The organism is Halomonas sp. ML-15 (genome assembly GCF_014779595.1).
GTDB lineage: Bacteria > Pseudomonadota > Gammaproteobacteria > Pseudomonadales > Halomonadaceae > Franzmannia.
Genome location: NZ_JACXZT010000019.1, coordinates 582060 through 598007, shown reverse-complemented (window position 1 = coordinate 598007; position 15948 = coordinate 582060). Strand labels below are relative to the sequence as shown.

Below are 15948 nucleotides of genomic sequence, written 5' to 3'. Positions count from 1 at the left end.
TACATATCCATCGCATTTCACGCTCACTAGCGCGCTACACAACTTACTGTAATATATCAACTAAATATTTTTATCCACAAAATACCCCCAGACTTGATAACAGATTTTTCCTGCCCCACCGCCATGCCATCGCGTCCCGACAGGTGTCTGGTTATTGCTCAGAAGCCCAGCATCGCGCATAGAGCGTGAGGAAAAATTGCACCCGCCGGCCGAATTCACTAAAATGCCCGGTCTTGAACCGAATTACCCCGGGTTCCCCGCCGGAGCCAGGGCACCTCACCATTGACGTTCCGTCCAATTAACCACGTGGGAATCGATAGTTATGAAACGCACTTTTCAACCCAGCGTTCTCAAGCGCAAGCGCGTGCACGGCTTCCGTGCCCGCATGGCGACCAAGAATGGTCGTGCCGTTCTGGCGCGTCGTCGCGCCAAGGGCCGCAAGCGTCTGAGCGCCTGATCTCGGCTTGCGAGTGTCCTGTCTGGGCTTCCCCCGGCGTCTGCGACTGCTGAATGCCGGGGAGTACCGACACGTCTTCGATCACGCGGCGTTCAAGATTCACGGCAAAGGACTGCTGGCTCTGGCAAGCCCCAATACGCGGGGACATCCGCGCGTGGGTCTGGTCTTTAGCAAGAAGAACGTGCGCTTGGCCGTGGATCGCAATCGTTTGAAACGACTCGTTCGCGAATCCATCCGCCTACAGCAACATCGTCTTCCCGCTGTCGACATCGTGGTACTCTCCCGGCGAGGCGTACACGAACTGGACAACGACACCCTGCATCGCCAGCTGTACGGCATGTGGCGGCGTCTGGAAAAGGATGTACGCAAACAGTCGATGGCCGCCGTCAGTCAGGACACCCCTTTGCCGTCTTCGCGGTGACGCCCCGAGCCTGCCCCTGGCAGGCTTTCGTGTGTATCTGCACCGCTGATGCTGATGTCGCCGTTAGAATGTTCATTACCCATCGGGCAGGACCCTCATGGACGTAAAACGACTACTTCTGCTGGTTCCGCTAGCCGTACTGGCATATCTGCTGGTCGTGCAGTGGAACCAGGATTACGGCCAGGCAGCGCCTGAGCCGGACGCCCCCACCTTTACCAACGGTGGTGCCCCGCAGGTCGAAAGCGGTGAGCCCGACGAGGATGGGGGCCTGAGCGTTCCCAGCGTCGATCAGGAGGCCGTGGAAAGCGAACTGCCCCAGGCTACCGAGAGCGATACACGCAGCCGCGACCTGATCGCGGTCGTCACTGACGTGCTCGACATACGGATCGACCCTCAGGGCGGCGATATCGTTTATGCCGCGCTGCCCCAGCATAAGCTGACGTTGGACTCTGATCGGCCCTTTGTGCTGCTCTCGGACAGCGAGTCGCGCAGCTATGTGGCCAAGTCGGGCCTTCAGCTCGATGGCCACTCGGGGCGCATTGGCTTCGACGTCGAGCAGACCGAGTACCGCCTTGAGGAGGGGGAAGACAGTCTCACCGTCGACCTCACCGCGCAGGTCAACGGCGTTGACGTCATCAAGCGCTACACCTTAGAACGCGATAACTATGCGGTCGACGTCAACTACTACCTGGCCAACAACACCGATGAGCCGGTAACCGCCCGCTTTATCGGCCAGCTGGCACGCGACGATAGTCCCGACCCCACCAGCGGCGTAGCGCTCGGCATGAGCTCCTATCTGGGGGCAGCCTTCTCCTCGCCGGACAATCGCTACGAGAAGGTCGACTTCGATGACATACGCCGCGGCCGCCTCGACAACCGCGACGTGGAAGGCGGCTGGGTGGCCATCATTCAGCACTACTTCACTACCGCCTGGGCGCCGGCACAGAATCAGCAGAACCTCTACTACGGTACCACCGACTCTCGCGATCGCACCGTAGCGGCCTTTGCCGGCCCCTCGACGCAGATCGCCGCCGAGGGCGAAAGCCGTCTGGGCGCCACCCTCTACATGGGCCCCAAGATCCAGGAGCGTCTCGAGCAGGTAGCCCCCAACCTGCGTCTGACCGTCGACTTCGGCTGGCTATGGTTCATTGCCAACCCGCTGTTCTGGTTGCTGGACCAGATCCACAGCCTGATCGGCAACTGGGGCTGGTCGATCGTATTCCTGACCATCGTGGTGAAGCTGGTCATGTGGCCGCTCTCGGCCAAGGCTTACAAGTCCATGGCCCGCATGCGCAAGCTGGGACCGGAGATGCAGCGGCTCAAGGAGCAGTATGGCGACGACCGCCAGAAGATGTCCCAGGAGATGATGAAGTTCTACCAGAAAGAGAAGATCAATCCTCTGGGTGGCTGTCTGCCGATCCTGGTACAGATGCCAGTCTTCATCGCCCTGTACTGGATGCTGCTCGAGTCGGTGGAGCTGCGACATGCGCCGTTCATGTTCTGGATTCAGGATCTGTCGGTGAAGGACCCGTTCTTCATCCTGCCGATCCTGATGGGCGCTTCGATGTTCGTTCAGCAGTTGCTCAACCCGACGCCGCCGGACCCGATGCAGGCCAAGATCATGAAGATGCTGCCGATCGTCTTCACCTTCTTCTTCCTGTGGTTCCCGGCAGGTCTGGTCATCTACTGGGTGGTCAACAACTGCATCTCGATCGCTCAGCAGTACGCGATCACGCGCAAGATCGAGAACGACCCCAGCATTGGAAAGGGCATGAAGACCAAGTAACTCAGCATCCATGCCACTCCCGGACCCCCGCTCAACGCGGGGGTCTGGCGTTTATGGGCCATGCCCGAGACAATGTTCGTCTCCCACGATCAGGAATTCCCGATGCCCGAGCGCCTATATACTCAGGACACCATCGCCGCGCTGGCCACGCCCCCCGGACGCGGGGGCGTAGGCATCATCCGCGTCTCGGGGCCGCTCAGCGGCACCATCGCTGAAGCCGTGGTAGGCCACTGCCCAACCCCGCGGCGCGTCCACTACGGCCCCTTCCAGGGCACACAGGGCAACATCGATGAAGGCATCGCGCTCTACTTTGCCGGCCCCCATTCATTTACCGGCGAAGACGTGCTGGAACTCCAGGGCCACGGCGGACCAGTGATCATGGATCTGCTGCTCGAACGCTGTGTGGGGCTGGGCGCGCGCCTGGCCCGCCCGGGTGAGTTTTCCGAACGCGCTTTCCTCAACGACAAGCTCGACCTGGCCCAGGCGGAAGCCATTGCCGATCTGATCGAGGCAAGCTCCCGGGCCGCCGCCGAGAACGCCCTGCACTCCCTGCAAGGCGCCTTTTCCCAGCGGGTCGAGGCGCTGGTACAGCGCCTGATCGAGCTGCGCATGTACGTCGAAGCGGCGATCGACTTTCCCGAGGAGGAGATCGACTTCCTGGCCGATGGCAAGGTCGCGGCAATGCTCGATGAGGTCAAGGCCGAACTGAACGAAGTACGCAGTTCCGCCAGCCAGGGCGCCTTGATGCGCGAAGGCATGAGTGTCGTGATCGCCGGGCGCCCCAATGCTGGCAAATCGAGCCTGCTCAACGCCTTGACCGAACAGGAAACCGCCATCGTCACCGAGATCGAGGGCACCACCCGTGACGTGCTCCGCGAGCATATCCACCTCGACGGCATGCCGCTGCACGTGATCGATACCGCGGGGCTGCGCGACACCCCCGACGCGGTGGAGAAGATCGGCGTAGCGCGCGCATGGGAAGAAATTGCCAAGGCCGACCGGGTGCTCCTGCTGGTCGATGCCACGACTACCGCCGCCACCGATCCGATGGCCATCTGGCCCGAGTTCGTGGCACGCCTGGCCGATCCTGACCGCCTGACGCTGGTACGCAACAAGGTCGACACCAGCCGTGAGCCGGCGGGTGTCGATGATGCTGCCGGCACCCCGGTGCTTCGCATTTCGGCCAAGACCGGCGCAGGCATCCATGCACTCAAGGAACATCTCAAAGCGGTAATGGGGTTCAACGCTACTACCGAGGGGCGGTTCTCGGCACGGCGGCGTCACCTGGACGCCCTTGATCGCGCTCGGCAGGCCCTCGCCAACGGCGAAGCCCAACTGGCCGGTTACGGCGCGGGCGAGCTGCTCGCCGAAGACCTACGCGATGCCCAGCACTCCCTCGGCGAGATCACCGGGGAGTTCAGCGCCGACGATCTGCTCGGCGAGATCTTCGGCAGCTTCTGCATTGGCAAGTGACGCTATCTGGGCAGCGTGGCCACACAAGACCCCAACAATATGCGGCTGGTCACTCTTCGACCCACCATTCGCCGCGTTGCTGAGCCTGATCGCCAAACAGTGGGACAACCAGCTCAAGGGCCTCGCCAAGCGCGGCGTCGAGCCCCCACGGCGGATTCAACAGCAGCATGCCGCTGCCGTACATGCCGTGGCGGCTGTCGCCGGGTGCGTGACGCACCAGCTCACTGCGCCACAGCTTGCGCAGGCCCGAGGCGCGCAGTGCATCGAGCAGCGCCTGGTGCCTCGCCGCCGGCAGCAGCGGGTACCACACCATCACCAATGCATGCCGCACCTTGCGAGCGATCTCCAACAGCGCATCGGCGACCTCAAGGTACTCCTGCTTTCGCTCATAGCTGGGGTCAATCAACACGCATAGTCGCGGCGTGGATACCGGCACACACTGGCGCAACCCGCTCAGACCATCGCCGAAGCTGCGCCTGGCATTGCCAGGCAGCGGTTGACGCTCGAGCTCAGCATGTTCACCGGGGTGCAGCTCGAACAGCTGTAGCCGGTCCTGAGCGCGCAGCGTACGAGCCAGCCACCACGGCGAGCCGGGGTAATGGCTTAGCTCTCCTTCCCCCTGCTGTGCCTCGCTCAAGGCCGCCAGCCAGTCGTCAAGCAGCGGGCTCGATCCTTGCAGTCGCTCACGCCTCTGCCACAGGGGGGCTACTCCGTCGCGATACTCCTGCAGCTTGCGCGTCTCCGCGGCGCCCAAGGGGTAAAGGCCTCGCCCGGCGTGGCTATCGATATACGTAACCGGTGACGCTTTACGTAATAGATGTCGAGTCACCGCATGCAACGTCAGATGCTTGTGCACATCGGCAAAGTTACCGGCATGGTAGGCGTGCTGGTAGGCAAGCATGAATCACCCATGAAAAAGCCCGCAGGCGAGCGCCCACGGGCTGGTAAGAACGATGCGGAATTACATCTGCTGCTGCATCGGCGTCAGGGTGATTTCCACCCGGCGATTCTGCGCCCGTCCCGACTCGCTGTCATTACTGGCCACCGGCTGAGTCAGGCCGTACCCGCGCATGCTGAGTCGCGAGCGATCAACGCCGCTTTGGCCAAGGTAGTTACCCACTGACTCCGCGCGCCGCTCGGAGAGACGCTGGTTATAGTCGGCGGAGCCGGTGCTATCGGTGTGGCCGGAAATGTTGATTCGGGTTTCCGGATACTCGCGCAGCACATCGGAGACATCGTTCAGGGCCGTGCGTGCCGAGCTGGTCAGCTCGCTGGAGTCGAACCCGAACGTCACACTGCTTGGCATATTGAGCACGATATCGTCGCCCTGGCGATCGACCTCAATGCCGGTGCCGCGCATACTCTCCCGCAGCTGGGCCTCCTGACGATCCATATAGGCGCCGATACCGCCGCCGGCGGCAGCGCCCACTGCGGCGCCGATCAGCGCCCGGTCGCGGCGGCTAGTGCTACCACTGCCGCTGAGCGCACCTGCAGCAGCCCCCACCGCAGCGCCGACGCCGGCGCCGGTCACGGTGCTGCTTCGCTGGGTCTGCCCTCCGTAGGGATCGTTGGTCGCACAGCCTACCACCAACAGGGCAGCAGCCAGAGATGTGGCCAGACGAAGTGTCTTGCGCATGGCGTAGTAACTCCTTGAACGTCGAGGTAAGAACCGCTGATCAGATCTCAATTGAGCCCAGCAGTTCATTCAAGAATAATAGACCCTGAGCCGAAGCTTGCAGCTGATCGGCATCTTCCACAAGAAGTCCTTTTTTCCGCGCTGCGTCAAGTCGGGACAGCAGCACTGCAGAGGCTTGACCAGACCGCGCCTCCCATAGCGTCAACGGCACACCCTGTGTCAGTCGAAGCGCATTCATGGCGAACTCCAGCGGCAACTCTTCTGCCGTCAAGGTGCGCTGTCCAGCAACAAAGCCGCGAGGATCTCGACGCCTACGGAGATAGGCCTCTGGCTGACGAGACTTCCAGCGCCGCTGGATCATCCAGCCACCGTCATCATCTACCCGACTAAGCTTGCCATGGGCACCCGCACCGATCCCGAGATAGTCGCCAAAACGCCAGTAATTGAGGTTGTGACGGGAACGCTGCCCCGGCCGGGCATAGGCCGATATCTCATACTGGTCAAGACCTGCTGCAGCAAGCCGAGCATGGCCAGCGTCCTGGATATCCCACAACTGCTCTTCCTCGGGCAGCCGCGGCGGATGAGAGTAGAATTCGGTATTCGGCTCCAGCGTCAGCTGATACCAGGAGAGGTGGCTGGGTAGCAGTGACAACGCCGTGTCCAGATCCGCCAGAGCACCTTCGGTATCCTGTCCCGGCAGACCGTGCATCAAGTCGATATTGAGGTTATCGAAACCCGCCTCCCGGGCATTACGGACGGCATGGTACGCCTCGTCGCCATCATGGATACGCCCCAGTGCCGACAACTGTGCAGACTGAAAACTCTGAACACCAAGCGACAAACGATTGATTCCCGCCTCACGATAACCGGCAAAGCGCGCCTGCTCGAAGGTACCAGGATTGGCCTCGAGAGTAATTTCACAATCCTCTGCAAGGTCGAGTCGCGTCCGCAGCACTGAGAAGAAGTCACGATAGAAGCGCGACGACATCAGGCTCGGCGTTCCTCCGCCAATAAATATGCTGACAAGCTCACGCCCAGCGACGTGGGGCAACTCATCTTCGAGATCCTCAAGTAGAGCGGCCAGATACGCCTGCTCAGGCAAATCGGCGCCATGCCCCACCCCATGAGAGTTGAAGTCACAGTAGGGGCATTTGCGCACGCACCAGGGCACATGCACGTAGAGAGAAAGCGGTGGAAGCGACATCAATGACTCGACAGCTGAGCAAGCAGCGCCTGCATGGCCAGGCCCCGATGACTCAAGCGGTTCTTTTCATCCGCGGAAAGCTCAGCGACACTCATGCCCACCTCAGGCACCCAGAATAGCGGGTCGTAGCCAAAGCCACCTTCACCGCGCGGATGCGCCAGTATTTCACCCTCCCAGTGCTGCTGAACAATCAGTGGTACCGGATCGTCGGCATGGCGAAGATAGACCAGCACACACCAGTAGCGCGCCGTACGCTCACCTTCCGGGACCTCTAGTAACTGTTCCAGCAACTTACGGTTATTGGCGTCGTCGCTCTTGGGTTCACCGGCATAGCGCGCCGAATAGATACCCGGCGCCCCGTTCAGCACATCCACGTCGAGTCCTGAATCATCGGCCAGTGCAGGCAAGCCGCTGACGCGACTCGCCTCGCGTGCCTTGAGCAGCGCATTCTCGACAAACGTCAGTCCTGTCTCCTCGACGTCGACGACACCATACGCTGCCTGCGGCTTGACCTCATACCCCAGGGGCATTAACAACTGGTTGAATTCGTTGATTTTTCCAGTATTTCCACTGGCCAGGACTATGATGGACGCTTGCGACATGCGGGTCTCCTCGTGGAACAGGCGCGGCTCATTCTACGCCGCGGCGATAGTCAGGTGAAATAGCCTAGCCAGATGCAGCTGACGAGCATGATAAGCACCTCATGGACCAGATCAAGGAAAGCACAAAAAAACATAAGGCAACGTGGTTTTCCTCAACGGGTCAATGCTAGAAAAATAATGTCTCTTGATATAAAGCATTGATTTAAAATAAATTAAATACTATCTCAAGTAGTGATAACAGATGGAGATGCGAACAAAAAAGTTGCGCAGGTTACTATTATTTACAAAACTGAGATGGTGATACATACTATAAAGACCAAACACGGCATTATCGGGTATCCGCGTAACGGAGTACTTTTTCAGGGGAAGGCATCATGGATCCAGAACATACGATGGTGCTTCTGATCACCGACTCTAACCCACAGTCACAGCTGTTCGTCGACTATATCAAGAACGAAGTGGGCTGCAGTGTCGGTATACTGCCACCAGAGGCCCACCATCAAGACTTGGCCTATCAGCGCGCGGTACTGCTTATTGATGCCGATCATGCTAGTGAGAGTGACATGCATGAATGGCACTTATCCTGCATGGAGAGTCCATCGAAGATAATGTCTGTCTTCAACCTTCAAGACGAAGATCATGCCATGGATATCATGCGTATGCTGCATATCCATGGCGTTTTTTACCGAAATGACTCGATTGCTCTGATCTGCAAAGGAATTAGCGCTTTGATCGAGGGCGACTTCTGGATGTCGCGCTCACTGATGACTCGGCTGATCGATTTCTATCGCCATCAGCAGTTAAGCATTTTCCGCCCGGCTTGCGGACTGACTCAACGCGAGATGGAAATTATCAGTCTACTGGCATCAGGTGACTCCAATCTCGAAATAGCCGAGAAGCTATTCGTCAGCGAGCACACCGTCAAATCTCATATCTATAATATATTCAGGAAAATCAAAGTTCATAACAGGATACAGGCCATGAACTGGGCTAAAAAGAACCTGATGGCTACTCCCAGAGTTCCATTGCAAGGCAACAAGCGAGGTGACGTTAGACGCAACCACCATTGAGTAATCATCGGCACATGGGGAAGAGGCGATGATGGATGATAGAGTGCTAGCACTGCTAGGAGAGAGCATCCATTGTCATGAAATAACAAAGAAACTTAAAAACAAACATAAGTGGAAGATATTCCGCTTGCAAGAAACACCAGACACTCCGATAAATGTAAAAATGCAAGTGCCCATCGGTTTGGTATTTATTGATCGAGGAACAGTTTTAAATAAAAGCAGGCTGATGCAGTTGCGATATACGCTATATTCCAGTGAGGTACTATGGCTGGCCCTGCTGGACAGCGAAGACATCACCACTGACCCTATTATTAGCAGTATGCTTGATCGGCTGTGCCACTACCATCAAATACTGCCATGCAGTGCCAATCGAGTGCATACTCTACTTAGCAAGATTCAGGAAATCTACGCATGCCAACAACCTGATGAGTCAAATGTATTGGAGGACAGTACGTCGCTAAAGATGGTCGGCACATATAAAACTATTGACGAACTTTCCGATAGAGTAAGCCGGTTCTCTAATATCGATGCTCCCGTACTGATTAACGGTGAATCCGGCACTGGAAAAGAACTTACCGCACATGCCATTCATCAAGCATCAACGCGGGCTAATGCTCCGTTTGTGGTAGTAAACTGTGGGGCACTGCCCGAAAGTCTCATACAGTCAGAACTCTATGGCTATGAAAAAGGGGCCTTTACCGGGGCTTATCAACAACGCAAGGGACACATAGAAACAGCATCAGGCGGTACGTTGTTCCTTGATGAAATTGGTGACTTCCCTCTCCCACTGCAGGTTAACCTGCTGCGATTCCTGGAGAGTGGGAGAATAATGCGTGTAGGCGGTAGAAAAGAACTTCACGTTGACGTGAGAGTGGTTGCTGCCACTAATGTAGATCTCCTCAAAGCAGTCGAGAAAGGCGTATTTCGTGAAGATCTCTACCACCGACTTAACGTTTTGGAAATCAATCTCCCACCACTTAGAGAGAGAAAAGAAGATATAGAAATGCTAGCTCATTTCTTTTACCATAAGTTTCAAAACGAATCGTCCTGCAGACTAAAAGGAATTAGTCAAGAAGCACTTGATGTTATGCAGTTCCACGAATGGCCTGGTAATATACGCGAACTAATGAACCGCATACATAGGGGTATGCTACATAGTGAGTCTCCACTATTGACACCTGCTGATTTAGGGCTTGATCAGCGCCACCACGAACGTCATATCACATCACTAGAGCAGGTAAGAAATCACGCAGAATACCAGGCACTGCGTGATTCACTAGTTAATCACTCCAACGACCTTAGCCGCGTTGCTAACGAGCTTAATATTTCGCGGGTCACACTCTATCGCCTTCTGGAAAAGCATAAATTCAGGCCATTCTAATGTTACATGCCATAACAGCCACATTAGCTCCAATGGCTGACCTGCCTAATCTGTGATTGTGCGCTGATGTTACTATCCTCATGCTGAAACATCAGTGTTCTTGATAAATTATCAATATGTCCTTACAGATCAAAATTATGATTCCGTACACTAGACAATTATATATAGAAAAATCACAACAATCATAGAAGAACAAAACTTTACAAAACTAAACGGGGCAACCAGTCTAACAGAGACCTGAGCGTTAGTAGTAGAGCACCGCTTCACACCAAGGTAGATGACCAAGGAGTATCAGATGTCGCTCTGCAAGTGCGTAGTGGTGATCAGCCGGAATCTGGCACAACAAGCTTTACTCGTTGACAGCATTGCATCACTAGGAGGGGAGACAAGTTGCTATGATACTATCAATACCGCTGATGCTGATATGTGGGTGAATCCTCATGATGGAATCGGCATCATCGCAATACATGAGTTACTATCATTACCACGGAAAGATATCGAAAACTTCTTATGTAGCAGTAATATAGTATGGCTAGGGATTGTGCCAGCTAAGAATCGATCAAACCCATTCTTAAATGAACTCGCTTGTTTGATGCATTGTGTTTTTTCACTACCTATTGACGACGCTACTCTTGGTTATTTACTCGATAGTGCCTGTCATCAAGTGGCGCTTAAGAATAGGATCCGCGATATTCACTCCATCAATGTTGATGGAATCATCCTCAAGAGTTATGTACCCAAGGTAAAAAAAATATTTCGCCTACTACACCGAATCGGTGATAGTAAGGCCCCTGTCATGATTCTAGGCGAATCCGGAACTGGCAAGGAGTTGGTCGCACGAGCCATACATGACTTATCAATTCGAGCATCGGGGCCATTCATTGCCTTGAATTGCGGTGCATTATCCGATGAGCTGATTCAATCCGAACTATTTGGCTATGAAAAAGGAGCGTTTACCGGAGCCAGTAAGCACCAAGTTGGTCACATTGAGGCTGCCTCCGGCGGCACATTATTTCTAGACGAAATAGGAGACCTGAATACTCCTCTTCAAGCCAACTTACTGCGTTTCCTGGAGTCACGGAGCATCCAGCGTCTCAGCAGTAGTCATGAGATATCCGTCGATGTACGAGTCGTGTCAGCTACCCATGTCGATCTTATACAGGCTGTTAATAATGGCTATTTTAGACTCGACCTTTTTCATCGACTAAACACTATCGTCATTAATTTACCACCACTCAGGGAACGTAAGGCGGATATTGAAGTACTAGCCAACCAGATACTTGATGATGTTGCATCTCGCTATCCGACTCAAGTAAAAGGCTTTCATCCAGACACTATCAACTTGATGAGATATTACCATTGGCCAGGCAATATTCGTGAAATGCTTAACAAGATAAAGAGTGCTGCTGCACTCTCCAATAGCAAAAGAATAATGCCTGAGGACATCAATATAAAAAACAACCATAAAAAGCACACCCCTCCTTCATTAAATGAAATAAAATGCGCGGCAGAGCGTCGTTTGATTAAAAACGTTCTCATCAAAAATGCGCACAACATAGCCCAATCTGCAAAGGAGATGGGCATCTCAAGAGTCACATTCTATCGACTAGCCAAGAAATATAATATGCTTAACTACGAAGGCGTAAAATACAGCCATTAAAGTGATAAAAATTTAAACTCATGTCATAAGGGGAAAATAAAAGTGAACACTAAAATATCAAAAATCATCGCCCCAATGCCGCTGGCAGTCTCACTGTTTGCCTCCCAGCTCGTCTACGCTCAGCAAGAGCCAGTTGGGCAGGCACCACCCGAAACAATCAACCAGCCTGATGTGCAGGCGATCACAGAATTCGGCGGAGTGCTCACGCCGCGCGGACAGCTGATCATAGAACCATCGCTGCAGTATTCTCATGCGGGCGTCAATCGCCTGACCTTTCAGGGAATCGAGATTCTCAGCACACTGCTAATCGGCGTGTTCAGTGCCGAGGAGGCCAATCGCGATACCTGGACTGCCGCGGTCACCGGTCGACTGGGTGTTAGCGACCGCCTGGAGTTGGAAGCCAAAGTGCCATATGTTTATCGCAGTGATACCCTATTTGCCACCGTTCCTACAGTAGATGGGAGCGACGCCGGCCAGTTCGACATTGACAGAGATTTATCAGGCAACGGTCTCGGGGATATTGAACTAGCCGCCCGCTACCAGATAAACCGCGGACAGAACAATTGGCCATACTTTATTGCCAACCTTCGCTACAAGACCACTACAGGCGATGGCCCCTTCGATATCCGCCGTGATGATGGAGGCATTGAACGGGAGTTGGCTACAGGCTCGGGTTTTCACTCTATAGAGCCTAGCGTCACGGCTCTTTATCCATCAGACCCTGCCGTATTTTTTGCCAACATCGGTTATCTTTATAATATGAAAGACAGTATAAACAAGCGCATCAACGACGATATTACTATCGGCGACGTGGATCCCGGAGATGCTATTAGAATTAGTTTTGGTATGGGCTATGCTATCAACGAACGTGCTTCATTCAGCATGGGATATAAACATGACTTTATCGATAATACCAAGACACAATTCATCGGTGCTAATGGAAACTCTACGACTCAAAGCTCACGTAGTCTTAATGTTGGGTCACTACTGCTCGGCTGGTCATATCAGATAAAACCCGAGATGTCCGTCAACTTGGGACTCGAACTCGGGGTTACCGATGACGCACCGGACACCGTGATTACGTTACGTATTCCGTTCGGCATGGGCATGTATTGATCGCTGAATACGAGAGGTTGGCGATGCTGCTAACGCCAACCTCTCGCTAGCCTCAACGGGCCAGCGAATTGAGAATTGCCTGGCGTTGCGAAGCGGATCGGAGTGCTGGCATGTTTCCGACATTGATATTGATATCAATGGTCTGTTGGACACTGCGTTGGGAAGCATCGCTAACCACCGCACTGACGATCGCCTGCTTGGTGATGTTGTGTAACGCTGCGGTGAACCCCTTGCTGTCACTGAGTGCAAGGCCTGAGAAGTCCTTCAGTCCGGTCAGTTTAAGGGATCCCGGGGCTACATCATTGATCGATGCCCCCGCGCCGACCACCTTGGCTTGGATATCGCCTGGTAATGAGCCGATATCTGCTCCATTCAGCATCTGCGAAGTCAAACGTGCTCCAGACTGATCAATGTTTATGATCGACTCGAGCACCATGCTGTCGATCTGCGTCTTGAGCACGGCCCCGAAGTGCAGATCCATTCCTGAAACCGAAAAACCGCCGCGCAGCGTCTCCAGATTCGCCTCGTCAAGCATCGCGGCTTCGGCAAAGAATGGCACTTCTTGTTGTTCCGTTGTCTGTGGCCGCTGAGCCAACCAAACAGCATCGTGATCAATAGCGGCATAGAAGCCAGCGGACTGCAGGGCGCTTGCAGGCAGTAGGCAAGCTGTGATCAGAGCCACTTTCCACCAGCTCCAATGCGTCCAGCATGCCAGCGGTAGAGTGGTATGCTTCATGTTCATCGCCCCATCTCATTATGGGCTGGCAGATTGAGTATCATGCTGGACATCGGGGTGCGCCTGATCACCTGTTGCTTGGGCGCCTTGGCTCTCAATCGCCAGTCACTGTCATGATTGAAGTTTTGCTGGGCCAGTAGCATGTCAGCACGCGCACCAAGCACCGTGCCGCTCCATAGCGTGGCGAAGTGCTCGATCGGCACGATGACCGTCCCCACGGCAGGATCCGCGACGACGATATTGTGTTCATCCATGCCCTTGACCACCACGAAGTGGCGGTAGCCACCAGTATTGATCAAGGTAATCGCCGGCACGCCAATCCGCGCCAGATCCTCCAGCGAGACCCTGAAGCCATCGGCATTGAGTCCCTGATCGTCGAGATAGCGTTTCATATCGAGCATCGAGAAGCCCTGCTCCTGAATCTGCTCGACGTCCCCGGTAGCAATCATTTGCTCGAAGACCTCAGCTTCACTCGTCGGGCGTCCATAGTGAAAGGTCAGCAGTGTGGCCACCGCGGCGGCGCCACAGCTATAGTCGTATTGTTGGGGTATCACACGGTCCCAGCGCATCGACTCAAGACTGCGGGCGGCTATATTGACGCTGCCGAATGGCCCCTGAATGTGTACGCTGCCGGCCATTGCGACACCAGAAGTCCCCAGATACAGCAGCAGCAGATATCGGCAGAGGGTGACAGGATGCATGGCATTCTCCATGGATTGAGCCGCCACTCGACGGCATGCCAACTCACTGCGTCGGGGCATAGATACTGATATTGACGCCGGTGTTCACGGCATTGCTATGGCCGGTGTTGATATTGAACAGCCCGATACCGGAAAAATTGTCCAGCGCGCGGTTTTCGATCACGACGTTGCCACTAACGATAGTGCCCGCGGTGAAGGAGGCACCGGACACCGCTGCATCGAGATGTTGAATGCTCTGTACGTTGACCAGATTGAATCCGCCTTCTCGTCCATGCAGATGGGCGAGCTCCTGATGCTCGATCATCTCGAGTGCTGCGAACCCCTCGCTTTTCTGTTCGGCGGCTGACATGCCATCCGCCAGTGCCCATGGCGACGATAGCAATACGGCAACTCCCAGGCAGATCCCTGACAATCCACGCTGTTTCATGATTTCCCCTCCAATGGCGTGTAGCGAAGAGAGGCTGGCGGTAACCCGCCAGCCCATCAGTCGTCGTTACTACTAGATCAGTTGCCGATATTCACATTGCTGTGAGCCGCAACGTTGGTGGCTGCCAGCTGGGAGTTGTAGATCCCGGTCGACAGGTTCATGTTGGCAATCCCGCCGAAGGTACCAGCACCTGCCGCCATGCTGGCGCTGCCGGTCATCAGGCTCGCGGCACCACCATTGCCTCCGTTGCCACCGTTGCCGCCATTGCCGGCCTGGGCCATGGCATCGCCGCTGGTGGAGGTTGCACCGCCACCTCCGCCGCCGTTGCCATTACCGCCAGCGCCGCCCTGGGCCAGCGCATCGCCGCCGGTACCACCGTCTCCGCCGGTTCCAGTGCCGCTGCCATCACCGCTAGCGGTACCGGAGCCTGCTCCACCGGTGCCTCCAGCAACCATTGATCCGGAGGTGGTGTCACCGTTGCTGCTGTCGCCGACAGTCGCGTTGTTGGCATTGTCATCATCGAAGTCGTCCGCAACGATGGCAGCCAAGCCTTGCCCAGTCCCGCCATAGCCGTTTGTGTCACCGCTGTCGGCATCGCTGCTGCCGCCGGTGCCACTGGCGAGGCCCAAGCCCAGACCCAGGCCTGTGCCATCGCCACCATCGTAACCGTCTCCAGCATTGGCATCGGCTTCACCGCCGTCACCGCCGGTACCACTACCACCGTCACCACCTGCGCCCAGCGCAGCGGTTACCGCCAGTGCATCGCCACCGTCACCACCTACCGCACCTACCGCACCGTCACCCGCGTTGATATAGATCCGCGATCCGGTCACGGTGGACTGCAGTTCCTGAAGCGCGATCACGCTGGTCGAAGTGTTATAGGATTCGCTCATCGCCCAGGCGTCACCACCTGCACCGGAGGTCCCCCCAGCCCCTCCCATACCACCCGCTCCGCCGGTACCGGACCCACTGGTGGCAGTGCTGTTGGCGCTGAAACCGTTGTCCTCATCATCGATCTCATCGAAGGCATTGAACGCAGCAGAGTTGGCAGTGCTGCTGCCATAGCCTCCGTTACCACCGTTGCCGCCATTAGCCGAACCACTGCTCCCCCCGATCGCCATCGCCGTGGAGGTGACCTCCTGATCTACTTCGTCAGCTACACCGGCGCTGGGGTTGGCGTGCGCGGCGGAAATCGCGACGACTAATGCCAGCATTGACGTTCCCGCAATCACATAATTTTTCATGATCCTTCTCCATACCATGCATGATTTTTGTTTC

The 15948-nt window shown here is 55.7% G+C and carries 16 protein-coding genes; 8 read left to right on the top strand and 8 right to left on the bottom strand.

Features of this window, described 5'->3' with window-relative positions; genetic code table 11:
* The first annotated feature begins 322 nt into the window (after window positions 1-322).
* The 4 genes from rpmH to mnmE all read left to right on the top strand — a co-directional run bounded on the left by rpmH (window position 323) and on the right by mnmE (window position 4137).
* A complete protein-coding gene (gene rpmH / locus IEI94_RS14405; RefSeq protein WP_010626003.1) occupies window positions 323-457 on the top strand; it encodes a 50S ribosomal protein L34 in 135 nt (44 codons plus the stop codon).
* A 13-nt stretch (window positions 458-470) separates the two neighbouring features.
* Window positions 471-878, top strand: a complete 408-nt coding sequence (rnpA, locus tag IEI94_RS14400) for a ribonuclease P protein component (protein ID WP_191169607.1) — start codon at window positions 471-473, stop codon at window positions 876-878.
* 97 nt (window positions 879-975) lie between these two features.
* A complete protein-coding gene (yidC, locus tag IEI94_RS14395; RefSeq protein WP_191167980.1) occupies window positions 976-2664 on the top strand; it encodes a membrane protein insertase YidC in 1689 nt (562 codons plus the stop codon).
* Window positions 2665-2766: 102 nt separating this feature from the next.
* Window positions 2767-4137 carry a tRNA uridine-5-carboxymethylaminomethyl(34) synthesis GTPase MnmE gene (gene mnmE, locus IEI94_RS14390; RefSeq protein ID WP_191169606.1) on the top strand — a complete coding sequence of 457 codons (1371 nt, stop codon included), beginning with the start codon at window positions 2767-2769 and terminating at the stop codon, window positions 4135-4137.
* 49 nt (window positions 4138-4186) lie between these two features.
* Here mnmE and IEI94_RS14385 read toward each other — a convergent pair whose 3' ends face one another.
* The 4 genes from IEI94_RS14385 to rdgB are packed head-to-tail and all read right to left on the bottom strand — an operon-like array spanning window position 4187 to window position 7579.
* Complete coding sequence (locus tag IEI94_RS14385) at window positions 4187-5038, bottom strand: 23S rRNA (adenine(2030)-N(6))-methyltransferase RlmJ (protein ID WP_191167979.1); 852 nt, start codon at window positions 5036-5038, stop codon at window positions 4187-4189.
* Window positions 5039-5098: 60 nt separating this feature from the next.
* Window positions 5099-5773, bottom strand: coding sequence for an OmpA family protein (locus IEI94_RS14380; RefSeq protein WP_191167978.1), 675 nt, complete (start codon window positions 5771-5773; stop codon window positions 5099-5101).
* 40 nt (window positions 5774-5813) lie between these two features.
* A complete protein-coding gene (hemW, locus tag IEI94_RS14375; RefSeq protein WP_191167977.1) occupies window positions 5814-6977 on the bottom strand; it encodes a radical SAM family heme chaperone HemW in 1164 nt (387 codons plus the stop codon).
* Entirely contained in the window at window positions 6977-7579 is a 603-nt protein-coding gene (rdgB, locus tag IEI94_RS14370) for an RdgB/HAM1 family non-canonical purine NTP pyrophosphatase (protein ID WP_191167976.1), read from the bottom strand. The genes hemW and rdgB overlap by 1 nt, the downstream gene beginning before the upstream one ends.
* 374 nt (window positions 7580-7953) lie before the next feature.
* Here rdgB and IEI94_RS14365 point away from each other — a divergent pair, with 374 nt between their 5' ends.
* From IEI94_RS14365 to IEI94_RS14350, 4 genes are all read left to right on the top strand, one after another.
* Entirely contained in the window at window positions 7954-8649 is a 696-nt protein-coding gene (locus IEI94_RS14365) for a LuxR C-terminal-related transcriptional regulator (protein WP_191167975.1), read from the top strand.
* Between the two features lie 28 nt (window positions 8650-8677).
* On the top strand, window positions 8678-10030 hold the full coding sequence (locus IEI94_RS14360; protein WP_224750149.1) for a sigma-54 interaction domain-containing protein: 1353 nt from the start codon (window positions 8678-8680) through the stop codon (window positions 10028-10030).
* Between the two features lie 295 nt (window positions 10031-10325).
* Window positions 10326-11690 (top strand): sigma-54 interaction domain-containing protein, encoded by a 1365-nt coding sequence (locus IEI94_RS14355; RefSeq protein WP_191167974.1) that lies wholly within the window; start codon window positions 10326-10328, stop codon window positions 11688-11690.
* 42 nt (window positions 11691-11732) lie between these two features.
* Window positions 11733-12806, top strand: a complete 1074-nt coding sequence (locus IEI94_RS14350; RefSeq protein ID WP_318153403.1) for a transporter — start codon at window positions 11733-11735, stop codon at window positions 12804-12806.
* Window positions 12807-12858: 52 nt separating this feature from the next.
* Here the strand turns inward: IEI94_RS14350 and IEI94_RS14345 are convergent, their stop codons facing one another.
* The 4 genes from IEI94_RS14345 to IEI94_RS14330 all read right to left on the bottom strand — a co-directional run bounded on the left by IEI94_RS14345 (window position 12859) and on the right by IEI94_RS14330 (window position 15914).
* Window positions 12859-13548 (bottom strand): hypothetical protein, encoded by a 690-nt coding sequence (locus IEI94_RS14345; protein ID WP_191167973.1) that lies wholly within the window; start codon window positions 13546-13548, stop codon window positions 12859-12861.
* A complete protein-coding gene (locus IEI94_RS14340) occupies window positions 13545-14243 on the bottom strand; it encodes a C39 family peptidase (RefSeq protein ID WP_224750148.1) in 699 nt (232 codons plus the stop codon). The genes IEI94_RS14345 and IEI94_RS14340 overlap by 4 nt, the downstream gene beginning before the upstream one ends.
* Before the next feature lie 43 nt (window positions 14244-14286).
* Window positions 14287-14670 carry a hypothetical protein gene (locus IEI94_RS14335; RefSeq protein ID WP_191167971.1) on the bottom strand — a complete coding sequence of 128 codons (384 nt, stop codon included), beginning with the start codon at window positions 14668-14670 and terminating at the stop codon, window positions 14287-14289.
* Window positions 14671-14747: 77 nt separating this feature from the next.
* The gene (locus IEI94_RS14330; RefSeq protein ID WP_191167970.1) at window positions 14748-15914 is read right to left on the bottom strand and encodes a hypothetical protein; all 1167 of its coding nucleotides are present in this window, start codon (window positions 15912-15914) and stop codon (window positions 14748-14750) included.
* Between the last annotated feature and the right edge of the window lie 34 nt (window positions 15915-15948).